17 protein-coding genes are annotated in these 13,816 nt (G+C 33.5%); 8 read left to right on the forward strand and 9 right to left on the reverse strand.

Annotated features, from left to right (window positions below; genetic code table 11):
* Positions 1 to 9: 9 nt before the first annotated feature.
* The 5 genes from dnaN to AAC601_RS03565 all read left to right on the forward strand — a co-directional run bounded on the left by dnaN (position 10) and on the right by AAC601_RS03565 (position 4,477).
* On the forward strand, positions 10 to 1,134 hold the full coding sequence (gene dnaN, locus AAC601_RS03545; protein WP_340152485.1) for a DNA polymerase III subunit beta: 1,125 nt from the start codon (positions 10 to 12) through the stop codon (positions 1,132 to 1,134).
* A gap of 528 nt (positions 1,135 to 1,662) precedes the next feature.
* The gene (locus AAC601_RS03550) at positions 1,663 to 1,878 is read left to right on the forward strand and encodes a hypothetical protein (RefSeq protein WP_340152486.1); all 216 of its coding nucleotides are present in this window, start codon (positions 1,663 to 1,665) and stop codon (positions 1,876 to 1,878) included.
* Positions 1,878 to 3,059 carry a hypothetical protein gene (locus AAC601_RS03555; RefSeq protein ID WP_340152487.1) on the forward strand — a complete coding sequence of 394 codons (1,182 nt, stop codon included), beginning with the start codon at positions 1,878 to 1,880 and terminating at the stop codon, positions 3,057 to 3,059. Before AAC601_RS03550 ends, AAC601_RS03555 begins: the two co-directional genes overlap by 1 nt.
* On the forward strand, positions 3,040 to 3,459 hold the full coding sequence (locus tag AAC601_RS03560; protein WP_303268234.1) for a hypothetical protein: 420 nt from the start codon (positions 3,040 to 3,042) through the stop codon (positions 3,457 to 3,459). Before AAC601_RS03555 ends, AAC601_RS03560 begins: the two co-directional genes overlap by 20 nt.
* Positions 3,434 to 4,477 carry a hypothetical protein gene (locus tag AAC601_RS03565; protein WP_340152488.1) on the forward strand — a complete coding sequence of 348 codons (1,044 nt, stop codon included), beginning with the start codon at positions 3,434 to 3,436 and terminating at the stop codon, positions 4,475 to 4,477. The genes AAC601_RS03560 and AAC601_RS03565 overlap by 26 nt, the downstream gene beginning before the upstream one ends.
* 199 nt (positions 4,478 to 4,676) lie before the next feature.
* Here AAC601_RS03565 and AAC601_RS03570 read toward each other — a convergent pair whose 3' ends face one another.
* Entirely contained in the window at positions 4,677 to 5,282 is a 606-nt protein-coding gene (locus AAC601_RS03570; RefSeq protein ID WP_340152489.1) for a hypothetical protein, read from the reverse strand.
* A 125-nt stretch (positions 5,283 to 5,407) separates the two neighbouring features.
* On the opposite strand from AAC601_RS03570, the gene AAC601_RS03575 reads away from it, so the two are divergent.
* A complete protein-coding gene (locus AAC601_RS03575; protein ID WP_303268236.1) occupies positions 5,408 to 5,680 on the forward strand; it encodes a hypothetical protein in 273 nt (90 codons plus the stop codon).
* Between the two features lie 238 nt (positions 5,681 to 5,918).
* Positions 5,919 to 6,689 (forward strand): LexA family transcriptional regulator, encoded by a 771-nt coding sequence (locus AAC601_RS03580; protein WP_340152490.1) that lies wholly within the window; start codon positions 5,919 to 5,921, stop codon positions 6,687 to 6,689.
* A gap of 137 nt (positions 6,690 to 6,826) precedes the next feature.
* On the opposite strand, the gene AAC601_RS03585 is transcribed toward AAC601_RS03580, so the two are convergent.
* Both AAC601_RS03585 and AAC601_RS03590 read right to left on the reverse strand, forming a co-directional pair.
* Complete coding sequence (locus AAC601_RS03585) at positions 6,827 to 8,014, reverse strand: phosphoglycerate kinase (protein WP_303268238.1); 1,188 nt, start codon at positions 8,012 to 8,014, stop codon at positions 6,827 to 6,829.
* Between the two features lie 24 nt (positions 8,015 to 8,038).
* Positions 8,039 to 8,992 carry an L-threonylcarbamoyladenylate synthase gene (locus tag AAC601_RS03590; protein ID WP_303268239.1) on the reverse strand — a complete coding sequence of 318 codons (954 nt, stop codon included), beginning with the start codon at positions 8,990 to 8,992 and terminating at the stop codon, positions 8,039 to 8,041.
* A gap of 98 nt (positions 8,993 to 9,090) precedes the next feature.
* On the opposite strand from AAC601_RS03590, the gene AAC601_RS03595 reads away from it, so the two are divergent.
* Entirely contained in the window at positions 9,091 to 9,252 is a 162-nt protein-coding gene (locus tag AAC601_RS03595; RefSeq protein WP_303268240.1) for a hypothetical protein, read from the forward strand.
* 53 nt (positions 9,253 to 9,305) lie between these two features.
* Here the strand turns inward: AAC601_RS03595 and AAC601_RS03600 are convergent, their stop codons facing one another.
* The 6 genes from AAC601_RS03600 to lpxA form a co-directional block, all read right to left on the reverse strand.
* The gene (locus AAC601_RS03600; protein WP_303268241.1) at positions 9,306 to 10,019 is read right to left on the reverse strand and encodes a tetratricopeptide repeat protein; all 714 of its coding nucleotides are present in this window, start codon (positions 10,017 to 10,019) and stop codon (positions 9,306 to 9,308) included.
* A gap of 182 nt (positions 10,020 to 10,201) precedes the next feature.
* On the reverse strand, positions 10,202 to 11,257 hold the full coding sequence (locus AAC601_RS03605) for a saccharopine dehydrogenase NADP-binding domain-containing protein (protein WP_340152491.1): 1,056 nt from the start codon (positions 11,255 to 11,257) through the stop codon (positions 10,202 to 10,204).
* Entirely contained in the window at positions 11,247 to 11,801 is a 555-nt protein-coding gene (locus AAC601_RS03610; protein WP_340152492.1) for an NUDIX hydrolase, read from the reverse strand. The genes AAC601_RS03605 and AAC601_RS03610 overlap by 11 nt, the downstream gene beginning before the upstream one ends.
* Positions 11,802 to 11,851: 50 nt before the next feature.
* The gene (locus tag AAC601_RS03615; protein WP_303268246.1) at positions 11,852 to 12,295 is read right to left on the reverse strand and encodes a hypothetical protein; all 444 of its coding nucleotides are present in this window, start codon (positions 12,293 to 12,295) and stop codon (positions 11,852 to 11,854) included.
* Between the two features lie 96 nt (positions 12,296 to 12,391).
* Positions 12,392 to 13,009 (reverse strand): ABC transporter ATP-binding protein, encoded by a 618-nt coding sequence (locus tag AAC601_RS03620; RefSeq protein WP_340152493.1) that lies wholly within the window; start codon positions 13,007 to 13,009, stop codon positions 12,392 to 12,394.
* 11 nt (positions 13,010 to 13,020) lie between these two features.
* Positions 13,021 to 13,800: an acyl-ACP--UDP-N-acetylglucosamine O-acyltransferase gene (lpxA, locus tag AAC601_RS03625; protein ID WP_303268249.1), complete on the reverse strand. Its 780-nt coding sequence runs from the start codon at positions 13,798 to 13,800 to the stop codon at positions 13,021 to 13,023.
* Positions 13,801 to 13,816 lie beyond the last annotated feature (16 nt).

The raw sequence follows: 13,816 nt of genomic DNA on the forward strand, positions 1-13,816 counted from the left end.
TAAAAAACTATGAAATTTTTAGTATCCTCATCTGCATTATTAAAGCAAATTTCATCCATCAATGGGGTGATTTCAACCAATCCCATGGTGCCTATTTTAGAAAATTTCTTATTCGAAATTCAAGATGGTCTATTGACTATCACAGCTTCGGATTTGCAGACTTCCATGATTACTGAGATTGATGTGGAATCATCTGAAAACGGTAGCATAGCAGTTCCGGCTAGAATTTTAATGGATACTTTGAAAAACCTTCCAGAGCAGCCCGTGACTTTCTCTATTGATGAGGAAACTTACAGCATTGAAATTAGCTCTGATAATGGTCGGTATAAATTAGCAGGTGAAAATGCTACGGATTTCCCTAAAGTGCAGGAAGTTGAAAACCCTGATACAGTAGATATTTCAGCAGATGTTTTAGCTACGGCTATTAACCATACTATTTACGCCACAAGCAATGACGAATTACGTCCGGCTATGGGTGGTGTTTATGTGAAATTTGATGAAACGAATACCACTTTCGTTGCCACAGATGGTAATCGTTTGATTCGCTACAGAAGGGTAGATGTAGCTTCTGATTCAGGTACAGGCATCATTATCCCTAGAAAAGCTTTGTCTTTATTGAAGAACAGCTTGCCAGCTGAGAATGTGAACGTAGCAGTGGAATTCAATATGTCCAATGCTTATTTCAAATTCAATAATATCAAATTGATTTGCCGATTGGTAGATGAGCGTTTCCCTGATTATGAAAATGTAATTCCTGCTGAAAACAATATCAAATTGACCATCAACCGTCAAGAGTTTATGTCCTCTTTGAGAAGGATCAGCATCTATGCTAATAAAACGACTCACCAAGTACGTTTGAAAATTAACGGAAGCGAATTGCAAATCTTTGCTGAAGATTTAGACTTCTCTAATGAAGCCAGCGAAATTATGGCTTGCGAGCATCAAGGGGATGATATCGAAATTGGCTTTAACGCTAAGTTTTTAATTGAAATGCTAAATAACTTAGACAGTAAGGAAGTAAGCATTGATATGTCAGCACCAAACAAAGCAGGTTTATTATTTCCTTCTGATATGGACGAGAATGAAGATATTTTATTATTGGTAATGCCAGTGATGTTGAATAATTACGTTTAAGATTAAAAAAAAGACTTAAAAATATTTGAACCTCTGGGAGTTAATCTCAGAGGTTTTTTTGTCTCAAATAATTGGTCTTTTGTTTTTAGTTTCAAATAAGTAACAAAACCCTATAAAATAGGATGTAATTTTCAGTAAGATATTCAATCTATTAAAAATATAATTATTTGAATCAATATTCTTCTTAATTCCTTTAAAGCTTTTTTTGGTATTAATATCTTACTTTTTAATGTCGTAACATCAAACTAAATACTAAATATTTTATGTAATTTATTTTGCTTTTACATTTTTTTTTTTTGATTTATAACATCAATTCAAAAATACTATTGAAAAATGGTATGGCTGGAAAGTTGTTAGTGCTAGCGAAAGCAGCCTTTTGACCAAACCTACAAAGTGGAAAATATTGACTTGGACTCACCTAAGTGTTTTCATTTCAGATAGATTTTCGTTTCAAGTTTTTAGTAGTGGTGGAGGATTGTCTTAAATAAATTTTAACAATTAATAATATTTATTATGCAAAAGAAAAGAATGAGATTATTTGCAATTTCAAGCATGGTTGTTTTTTTATTTGGAATATTCTTAACATTAAAACCGCATGACAGTCAGGCTTGGGCGAGAGGAAAATGGATGAATGTTTATGGTGGAAATTCCACTCCTTCATATCAAGAATGTGCAAGTGCATTAGCTAACAGATGTATAACAGGCGATATAAGATCATTGCCAGAAAAACAGCTTGCACCGTAATGATGAATAAATTATATACTTTAATTATAAAAGCTACATATTTTTATGTAGCTTTTATAAATATTGGTTGTACTTCAAATAGCCTAGATAGTGAATTTTTAGTTTCCAAGAGGATAAATTATTCTGATTCATTATATATTTCTTTAAAAGATAGTGTAACTTTTTCAATTCCAAATAATATTCCTTCAGAGCTGTTTTTTTTTACTTTACAAGGTAGCCAGTTATATGGGCTGTCTTTTATAAATCCATATTCAATTTATACATTGGATTTAAATGATGGTGAAGTAGATGAATTTTTTAAACTAGAACCAGAACATCAACATTTTAAGATAAAGCAATATTTCATAAATGATACAATTGTTGCAGTAATTTCTGAATTTGGTGAAATAATGGAGTTTAATTTACAAACTGACTCATATGAATATTTTAGGGTTAAAGATGAAACTGGATATCCCTCTACACATGGCTTTGTTACCCCCTTTTTAAGAGTTCCTCCCAATTTGTACTTAATTGAGAATAGCTATTATTTTAATGTTTATCCTTTAGGATACTTTGATAATTATAGTGAGTCAGAAAAATTAGAAAGTCCTTTGTTAGCAAGTATTAATAGGGAAAGTCAAAATTTGTCTTTTAAGTTAGTTCCAACAGGTATTATGGATAAAATTCAAAGCACGTACTATCCATACGATTTAAGTTTCCCGTATTTAACATACTTAAAAAATTCTTTTTTTATTTCTTATCCTATGAGTCATCAAATTTTTAAATATGACACGTCTTTTCAAATTCTTGATCAGTTTCAAATTTCTCCGTCAAGGAGAGTAAAACTACCAAAACCTATGGAGTTTAAAAAAATATTAGATGAAAGGTATTTACAAGAATATAGAATGAAAACTCCATATTACTCTAAAATAAATTATCATTCTGATATTAATGTTATGAGTAGAGTTTTTTACAGTCAAAATAGCATTAATATAGTCAATGGGAAATATGAAATAAAATATGGCGATATAAATATTATTTTCTTTAATGATAAGGGAATAATTTTAAAAGAATTTAAGTTGGATAGAAATAAGGATTTATTAGCAGTGGAAAGTAATTCGAATGAGTTAATAATTTTAAAACGAAAGAAAGAAAATGAATTACAAGCGATTAAATATAATATTGAGTTTATTAACAATTAGTCTGTTTTTTACCTGTTGTGACAATAAGGATGTAAAATTTGAAACAAATTTATCTTATTATTTGGAACAAGTTTATAATATTCCATTATCAGATTTAGAAAATAAAAAATGTTTGTTTTATAACGTATTTTCATGTAGTTCATGTTTTGAAATTAATCCAGAATTAGCAAGTGAATTGGAAGTTGATTTTTTATTTGTAGTTGGCGAGAAATCTAATATTCATTTAGAGCATATCTCATTGGTGAAAAGTAATGCCAAATTATTTTTTGATGAAAAAAAGGAGGTTTTTAATTATGATTTAATAATTCCAAAGCCACTTTATTTTACATTTCAAGATAGTCAAATTAAATATGTTTTTTTAGAGGATAAAGTTTATGAAAAGAATATTCTTAATTTATAGTTATGTGTCAATATCTTTGATAATGGTGCACAGTTCTGTTTTTAGTCAGGAGATTGAAAATATGGAGGAATTATATTTTGCACATGATTTTTATAATGTAAAAAAAATATATTTTCTGAATAATGAACTTTCATTAGGTCTTCAGTTTAAAGAAGGGGGGTACGATATTTTAATTCTAAATAAAGAAAACATTAATCAAAAGAATTTTAAAATATCAGACTTATTTGATAATGGATTTAATCAAGGGCGAATAAGGTTATATGATGTATGGCAAAATAATGATAGTTCTTTTGTTTTATCTACAGCTATGGGTGATTTTGAATTGAACTCAAGCGATATTTCTATTATTAATAGGGATTTTCAAGATTTGAAATATTTAAATACTACTAGTGTTAACGCTTATAAAACTCCTTTTCTTACTGTAGGCTATGATTTGATTCAAAGTAAAGCAATAAAAAAGAAGTATGGAGTGCCGCAATTCACATTGGTAACTAAAGAATCTGATAAAATAATTTTTGATAAACCTGAAAGAGTATTTGAAACTATCGATACTTATTTTGACTTAAAGGATTGGAATATTTTTTATGATAGAGATCGGCTTTTCACTCCATTTATTGATGTGGTAAGTGATAAAGAGTTGTTAATTAACTATCCGAAGTTTAGAAAGGCTACATATTATCATTATGAAAGGGGGAGCATTGATTTTTATTTTGATATAGATGATCTTAATAATAGAATAGAAAGCTTTTATTTATTTTATGATTCAAGAGCAAAATATTTCTTAGCAAGCGTAAAAATAGATGATATCTATAAACTTTTTATCTATAATAATGAGGAGAATGATTTTGTTTATTGGGATGAAATGACCCATCAACCATTAGGTATTAACTCTATCGGAGTTTATTATCAAATTAAAGTTCCCAAGTCTAATAAAACTAATCATTATATTAAGAGGTTTGAGAAACTTAATTCATATAAAATCCTATTGGATGAGATATATATATCACCCGATAATTAAATTTTAATTTGTGAATTTACAAACTAGGTAAGATCTTTCAAAGAGGACTAATTTTTCAGGATTACCTGATTGAATTGAAGGCATATACTTATTTTAATGTAAGTTTTTTGCTATTTTGATTTTATTTTTAGTGAAAATATAATTTTACATTTTTCTTATTGTAAGTGAAGATTAATAAATTTATTTATTATGAGCGTTTCTATTTTTTTACATCCTTAGAGCGCAAAAGCTCAGAAGTTTTTTTTCCTATCATCGGGATTTTATGCACGGGCATAGGTTCTAGAAATTGAATTTCAGTGCCGGGTAGGATTTGCCGGGTATTATTGGGTTTTGCTTCTCCCGTAGCCACTTTCGATACCATTTTATTCTGTGAAAGCCCCATGCTGATGGGCAATCCGCTTTCATTAATGATTTTCTTCCGCAACTCTTTTACCCATTCAGAGCATCCAAAATACCTGTCCATTCCGCTTACGTCCAGATAGAACTTATCTACAGAAGCCTTTTCGAAAAGAGGGGATTCACTCTTAATAATTTCAGTGACTAACTTAGAGTAGTAGCTATAATTATTCATATCTCCCGAAATCACATTGGCTTCAGGGCAAAGCGATAAAGCCGATTTCATGGGCATGGCAGAATGCACGCCATGTGTGCGGTTCTCGTAACTGCAGGCCGCTACCACGACTCTGTGTCCACCTCCCACAATAACAGGCTTACCATTCAGACTTGAATCTAAAAGGCGTTCAACAGACACAAAGAAAGTGTCCATATCTAAATGAATGATGGATCTGATGGTATTTTCTCGCATAAAACTAAAATATTTAGCCTTTATTTGGCTTTTATTTTTTAAAATACTAAATTTAGCAACACAATTACTAAAATATATAGTAAAAAAGTTGAATAAGATCTTTTTGTATGATAAATGTTTAGCAAATGGATGTAAAAATTAAGTTGTCGAGTAAGCGCTTAAACTCAGGACGGTGTCAGGTCCATTTTCAGGTAAAGGCTAGAGCCGGTAATAGTAGTTGGTATGGCTATACTTTGGCCGAACCAAATGATACGGTAAGCGAAGTAGTAAGCAGAATAAGGAATCGTTTCAGTGGAGCAGAAGATAAGATTTCTTTACATCAAAAGGTCTTGTATCATATGAATGAGCAGAATAGGGTCAGGGATGATTTGATGATTTTTAGAGCTCCAACCCCCTAAATCCCCCAAAAGCCCCCTAACCTCCAATGCGGGAATTGGGTAGAAGAAGAATGGAAGAGTTCTGTGCAGTTGATTAGGTTTGTACCGAAAGTCAGTCCGAAAACAGCTAAGAAAAAGATAAAAGTGAAAAGACGATGTGTTAATTTTGAAATAATATATAAAGAAGTAGAAGTTGAGTATTGAATCTTGTTATTTTACTTTCCTAAATACTTGATACTTTCTTCTTGATAATAAAAAAATGAGCTTGGTTAATAATAATATTAAATATCTCCGAAAGGAGAAGGGCTGGACACAGCAGGACTTGGCTGATGAACTGGGAGTGAAGCGTCCACAGATTGGTTCCTACGAAGAGGGCAGGGCAGACCCTAGAATTCAGACCTTATTAAAATTATCTGAACTTTTTAATGTAAGTGTGGATGATTTACTGGGGAAAGACTTGTCCAGTCCGATGGTGGTCACTAAGAAACCAACCAAAGTGTTGGCTATTACGGTGGACAGTCAAGAACGTGAAAATATTGAATTGGTGCCCCAGAAGGCTTCTGCTGGATATACCAATGGCTATGCGGATCCGGAATATTTGCAAGAACTTCCTCGCTTCCAATTGCCAAATTTACCTCGCAACAGCACCTACAGAGCTTTTGAAATCAGTGGCGATTCCATGCTCCCTTTAGAGCCGGGTACTATAATCATAGGCGAATATGTAGAGGGATCGGAGTCAATTCGAAATGGCAAAACCTATGTTATCGTAAGTGAGCAAGAAGGAGTGGTTTATAAAAGAGTCTTTAATTATGCCGATGAAAAGGGTGTGCTGTTTATGGTTTCTGATAATACGGTCTATTCTCCTTACGAAATTCCAGTAGATAGTGTAATGGAAATTTGGGAGGCTAAAGCATTTATTAGCACTCAGTTTCCTGATGTGAAAAATGGAGATAAGCCTCCGATGAGCTTGAGGGAGTTAACTGATATCGTCTTGGAAATTAAAGAGGAAGTTACGAAGTTGAAAAAATGAAAGCACGAGCTGGAGAGCTCGTACTAGCTATTTGAGGGCAACAGATGTACTGGAAAATTGATGGAGACACCTTCTTCGTACATATTATTCCAAATTCGGGCTGAATCACATTTTCTCAACACTTCATTAATCTAAAATTAAGCTTTCAAAGCCGCTACCCCAGGTAATTCCTTGCCTTCCATATATTCAAGTAAAGCGCCACCACCAGTTGATACGTAACTGACTTTATCGCCATAGCCTAAGCTATTAACTGCAGCGGCAGAATCTCCTCCGCCAATTAGTGAGAATGCCCCGTTTTCGGTAGCTTTTACTACAGATTCAGCTATCGATTTCGTTCCTTTTGCAAAATTCTCCATTTCGAAAACGCCCATAGGGCCGTTCCAAAGGATAGTTTTTGATTCTTCTACTGTTTTTTGGAATATAGCGGTTGCTTCAGGTCCAATATCCAAGCCCATCCATCCATCTTCTATGGCGTGGTTCTGAGCTACTTTAGTATTGGCATCATTAGCGAAATTGTCTGCTACTATGGAATCAATTGGCAGTTTTAATTCTACTCCTTGTTCCTTAGCTTTTTGTATGAGTTCTTTTGCCAGATCTAATTTATCTTCTTCAACTAGGGAATTACCGATTTTACCTCCCATCGCTTTAAAGAATGTATAAGACATGCCACCACCAATAATCAGGTTGTCAACTTTGCTTAACAATTTTTCAATGATGAGGATTTTATCGGAAATTTTAGCTCCTCCCATGATAGCGGTATAAGGCTTGTCTGCTTTTTCTAAAACCTTATCAGCATTTTCGATTTCAGCTGCCATAACAAAACCTGCCATTTTATCTTCAAAGAACTTTGCTACCACAGTAGTGGATGCATGTGCACGGTGTGCAGTGCCAAATGCATCGTTCACGTATACATCACCTAGCTTTGAAAGTGATTTTGCAAAAGCTTCATCGCCTTTCGTCTCACCCTCATGAAAACGAACATTTTCCAAAAGTAAAACCTCTCCGTTTTGCAAACTATCGACAGCTGACTCGGCCTTATCACCAATTGTCTCCTCGCTAAAGTGAACTGTGGCACCATAAGCTTTTTCCAAGTCGCTAACAATATGTTGTAAAGAGAATTTGTTTTCGGGACCATTTTTTGGCCTGCCTAAATGAGACATTAGAACAGCCTTCCCTCCATCTCCTAATACTTTTTTGATGGTTGGGATAGTAGCTTTTATTCTTGTGTCATCAGTTACCTGAAAATCTTTATTTAATGGGACATTTAAATCGACTCTTATTAGTGCGGTTTTGTTTTCGAACGAAAAATCATTTACGGTTTTCATTGACTTATAATTATGGTTACAAATTTATATTTTTACAGCTGCTCTTTGCAGTCTATCATTTATGGCTTTTCCAAGGCCAGTCTGGGGTACTTTTTCAGTAATTATCAAATCTACATTACTCTCATCTAATTTACGAAGATGGGAAAATAAGTTTTTAGCGGCTTCATGCATGTTGCCAGTGGCTGATAACGATAATGACATATCAACTCCTTCATAAAAATTGCTAAATGAGAGAGTTCCGATTCTCAGTTTAGAATACTTTTTAATTAATGATTTGATGTCACCCAGAATAATATCCTTTCTTGGTGCGTAATGGCTTTTAAGCATGCCGGGTGCATCTGGTTTGGAACTTGAATGTGGAAGTATTGTTACCTCACCAACGACCTTTTTAATTTCGTCCACTTCCAAACCACCCAATCGATAAATAATTGTTTTTCCTTTTTCAAACCCCACGATTGTTGATTCTATTCCTACTTCACTGAGTTCGCCTTCTAAGATATAGGGTATTTTATCCCCGAGTTGTTTTTGTACATGCTCTGATGTAGTTGGACTTATGTAGCCAAAAGGATTGGCACTAGGAGCTGCTAAAGGGTAGTCCAATAATTTAAGAAGATTTAACGTTTTGGGATGATTAGGAATTCTAAATGCTACTCTATCTAAACCAGAACATGTTAAATCTGGAATCAGATGGTTTCTTTCCAGCAATATTGTTAATGGTCCAGGCCAAAATGCATTCATCAATTTATAGGCATTGTCAGGAACGCCTTTAACATATTTTTTTACGGTTTCAATGCTGTCGGTATGAAGAATAAGCGGATCAAAATGCGGGCGGTTCTTAACCTCGAAAATTTGGCTAACGACTTCTGCCTTCAAACCATTGCCTGCCAAACCGTATACCGTTTCAGTAGGTAAGCCAATGAGCTTATTGGCATCGAGAAAGACTTTTGCCCTGATAATATCGCTATTGATTTCTGCCATAATTCCAGATGCGAATTTAAGTTAATTTTTTATTCATACCACGGATTTGTAAATTGAGAATGATATATTTATAATTGAAAGCACCAAAACAAAATCTAATGAGCAGAAAATCAAGAAATTTAATTAAGCTAGTGGCAATAATTATTGTCCTTGTGTTGGTATTTATGGAATTAGATATCATAGCTATTCCAGCATTAAACCCTTATCAATTTTGGCTTAGTATTGTAGCTTTTGGTATGGTTCTTATAAGTTCAAGATAAGTAAAAGTAAAACAGAGGAGGATAAAAAACTTGCTCCTCTGTTTGTTTATTTTCTATTCATCACAAAATTTTTCAATTGCTTCTGCTGCGTCTTGAAAGCCTCTGTTTTTTGCTTTTATTAGGTCTTCACAACCTTCTTCTTTTCGATCGGTATTAATCTTTATGAAACCACTCCAGTAGTAGTTTTCACCATTGTTAGGTGCTATTTTAATACTCAAATTCAAAAGACTATCAGCCTTATTAAAGGAACCAAATTGTAATAGAGTTTTTGCGCTATTAAGGTATGGTATATGATTATTTGGAGAAAGCTTTATAGCAAATCTATAATCTTCCAAAGCAGCATCATATTGTTTTAGTTCAAATAGTGCAGTAGCTCTATTTATGTATAGATCAGCATTATTGGCACGTAAACTGATAGCTTTGTTGTAATCTAATAAGGCATTTTCGTAATTTTTACTTTCTAAATGCACATTTCCCCTGTTATAATACGGCTTATAATTCAAAGAATCAATTTCTAAAGATCGTGAAAAATCTTCTATCGCCTTTGAATAATCTAATAATTGTAAGTGTGCAACGCCTCTAATGTTATAGGCTTCGGCATTATCATTATTTTTAGAAATGACTCTGTTTAAGTAGCTAATTGCTTCTTTGTAGTTTTCGGATTGCATATTTTTTCTGCTTTCCGCTATTAGTTCTTCTTCTGATGGACTACATGAGAATAGAATTATTGAAGTAATTATCAGTACGATGGTGTTAAATTTGAACATGTGTCTATACAATTAATGTTGTAAAATATAAAAAACCTTACATGAATGACTTAAATGGTGTTTGTGCTATTTAGGTTTAAAAAAAGCGTTTTACATTTGTATTAAGCTTTACGATTCATTTATTCAAATGGGCGTAATTTTAAGGTTGATAGTTTACCCCGGTTTGGTTCACCGGGGTTTTTTTATGACCTATTAATTCTTTCCACATTGTCGAATTCCATTATAAAATCATTACCAAATGCCTGAGCTGGGGTCAAATAGCCTTTTAGTTTGGTGTTCTCTAATTTTAATGCAGAAGCTAACGCTGTTTTGGCTGTTAAAAAATAAGCCTCTGGAGTAATTAATTCTGCTGAAAAGCTACTTCCGTCTTTATCTGCTACTGTTCCATAGATATAGGTTTTTCCTTTTTCTAATTCTTCCTTGTTAGGTCCTGAAACTGAATTTTCAATTTTTCTTCGAACAATCTTTTGTATCCAAGTAATACCTAAAAGGAACTTTAAGGTTTTAAACTTTCTGATTTTACTAATTATTTTAGGACTTGCCCCACTAAAGACTTTAATAGTTGGGATTTCAGTCTGATGATAACTAGTCATGAGGTCACCCCAAGGGATAGTCATGCAAGTTTGATATCTGTGTGAGAATTTAAATTCTTTAACTTCATAGGCAAGAGGGACGTTTTTTATTAAGCCGTTCTCGCGAATGAAGCCCCCTTTAGATACGTTCTTTGCCATTGTGACAGCAGTTCCTCTTGACATTCCTGTTTTTGAACCCACAAATGCCAGTTCAAGCGAGCTAGCTGTGGGCATCTTTTCTTTAAGATAGCCGGCCAAACAGTCGGTTGGGACTACATCAAATCCTACTCCTGGAATAAGCGTAATGCCAGCTTGTTCTGCCTCCTTATGATACTTCATGATATCTTCGAAAACCCAAATTTCCCCAGTAATATCAAGGTAGTTTGTTTTGGATTTTAGACAAGCTTCAACCATTGGTATTGCAGTTTCAGAAAAAGGGCCTGCACAATGAATCACTGTATTGAATTCTTTTAGCAATTCTTCTAGCTTGCTTTTATCATTTAATTCGCAAATATGATAAGGCAATCCAGTATCAAGTGAAAGTGTTTCAATCGCTTTTTTATTTCTTCCAGCCAACTCAACATAAACCCCAGCATTTTTAGCTTCCTGGGTAATTAATTTCCCTGTATATCCGTTGGCACCATAAATTAGTATCTTATAATTCATTTAATAGAGTTCTAGTTTTGTTGACCATCCTTATAATTGATGGTTCATTCGTTAAATCTTTAACTTTACCTATTTCAATCCATTGAAAGCTGTTACTTTCAGAATTTATTTTAGTTTTTTCTTCATGGTTGCAAAAATAGGCAAATCTAACATCATAGTGGTAATGTTGTGGAACTCCTTTAAATTCTGGAATTTCATGTATATCGATATCGAAAATGCCGTGCTTTGCTAAGGCAAGATTCTTTAAACCAGTTTCTTCAAATGCCTCCGTTCTCGATACTTGCTCCAAATCGATTTCACCGTCTGCATGACCTCCTGGTTGGAGCCATTTGTTTAGTTTCTTATGGTGAAGTAAAAGTATGTTACGTGATATTGAATCAATTATCCAAGCGGATGCTGTGAAATGGGCCTGAATGTTTTGTCGGGTAAATGCAACTTCTTTTTTAGATTCAAAAAGCTGTAGCATTTTATATTTGTAATCTCTTTCCTCTTCTGTATTTGGATTGTATTGTTTTAATATCTGCATCAATAATAGATCTTGCATAAAAAAAGCCATCTTTAAAGACGGCTTTTATATAAGGAAATAGATTTATGCTATTGTAGTTCCAAGCTCAAGGTAATATTTGTTTCATCATCACCTGCTTTTGGATAAGGTGCTGAATAACTTACTGTTAAATTGCCATTTTCTTTATTAATGCTTGCAATATTGAAGTCACCACCAGGACTTAAAGTAACTACATCAAGGTTTTCATTTAAGCTGAAACTGCCGCTGGCACCTAAATCCTCATTATGATTTAAGTTAGCATCAGTAAAAGCTTGCAAACCAGAAACAGAATAAGTTTTGTTGCTACCATCAAAATTGATTGAAACGCCAGTAAGCGCATTATCCAAAACATTAGCCCCTGTGATGTTCCAAGTTCCACTTAATTCTTCAAGTCTTTTTTCTTCTGCACTTGGCTCGTCATCTTTTTTACAAGAACTAAAAAGGACAACAAAAGATAGTAATAGTAAGCTTAAAAGTTTAATATTCCGTTTCATAATTAGTTAATTAATAATTTATATTCTAATGTTTAAAAGTCTGAATTATTGTTTATAATCCAATAAAAAATTTTTCTTTTTTTATTTTAATCTCCATTATTTGCTCTCAATATTAAGAATTTTATTCGTAAAAACATCATATTCTTTAGGGTCATTCGATGCAATTAGTGTAATTCTTCCCTTCCGAGTTCTGTCCAATAGATCCTTGTACCATTCGATTCCGTTTTCGTCTAAGTGTGAGGTAGGTTCATCCAAAAGGAGTAATTTTGCCTCAAACCCACAACATAATATTAATTTCACTCGCTGTTGCATACCAGATGAAAATTCTGCAATCGCTTTATTTGTGCTTTTGTGTAGGTTTGCTGCCCTAATTTCACGCTCTAAATTAAAGTCTTTTCGAAGTTTTTTGAATTTAGAGTGAAAATCTAAATGTTCTTTCAAGCTGAATTCCTCGATCAGGTTCAGATAGGGTGCAGCGATTCCAAGTAATTCATGTGTTTTCTCTTTCTCTACAAGAGTATCTTTGTCAATATATTTGACCTTTCCTTTACTTGGAGCTAAAGTACCTGCAATGATTTTTAATAAAGTGGACTTTCCACTTCCATTATGACCTGTTATTGCATATACATCATTAGAATCAAATTCATAATTAATGTTTTCGAACAATCTATTTTTAGGATACTTTTTGGAGAGCCCTTCAAGAATTAATTGCATAAAACAAGTAATTAATTTCCGTATCCCTTCATGATGCCTCTTTCCGATTTCCGTACAAAGGCAGTGATATTATCTCGTTCTTCACTGCTTCTGATTAAAGTTTCAATATTTTCAAGTGCCTCGGCATTATTTTTTCCACTCAAATAAAGGCTTCTATAAATCTCCTGTATATCATTTATTCTGTCATTGCTAAACCCTCTTCTTCGCAGACCCACGGAATTTATCCCGCAATAAGTAAGCGGCTCGCGTGCAGCTTTCACATAAGGTGGAACATCTTTTCTGACCAAGGATCCTCCCGATATCATTACATGACTCCCTATTTTTACGAATTGGTGAATTGCTGTAGCACCCCCAATAATGGCCCAGTCCTCTATTGATACATGTCCTCCTACTTGAACAGAATTTACAAGAATACAATTATCACCGATGATGCAGTCGTGCGCGATATGGACATATGCCATTATCAACGATTTAGATCCTATTTTAGTGACTTTTCGATCATTGGTTCCACGACTGATATTAACATATTCTCTAATCACCGTTTCGTCACCAATCTCTGTTGTGGTAACTTCACCCGTGAACTTTAAATCCTGGGGGACGGCTGAAATAGTGGCACCTGAATATATTTTACACTTTTTCCCTATCCTCGCTCCAGAATTAATTGTTACATTAGGTCCTATCCAAGTACCGTCTCCAATTTCTACGTCCTTATCTATAAAAGTAAAAGGCTCAATAACGACATCTTTCCCAATTTTAGCTTCAGGATGAATATAATTTAATGATTTATCCATGTATTTTTATTTTAAG

The organism is uncultured Marivirga sp., from assembly GCF_963974845.1.
Taxonomy (GTDB): Bacteria; Bacteroidota; Bacteroidia; order Cytophagales; family Cyclobacteriaceae; genus Marivirga; species Marivirga harenae.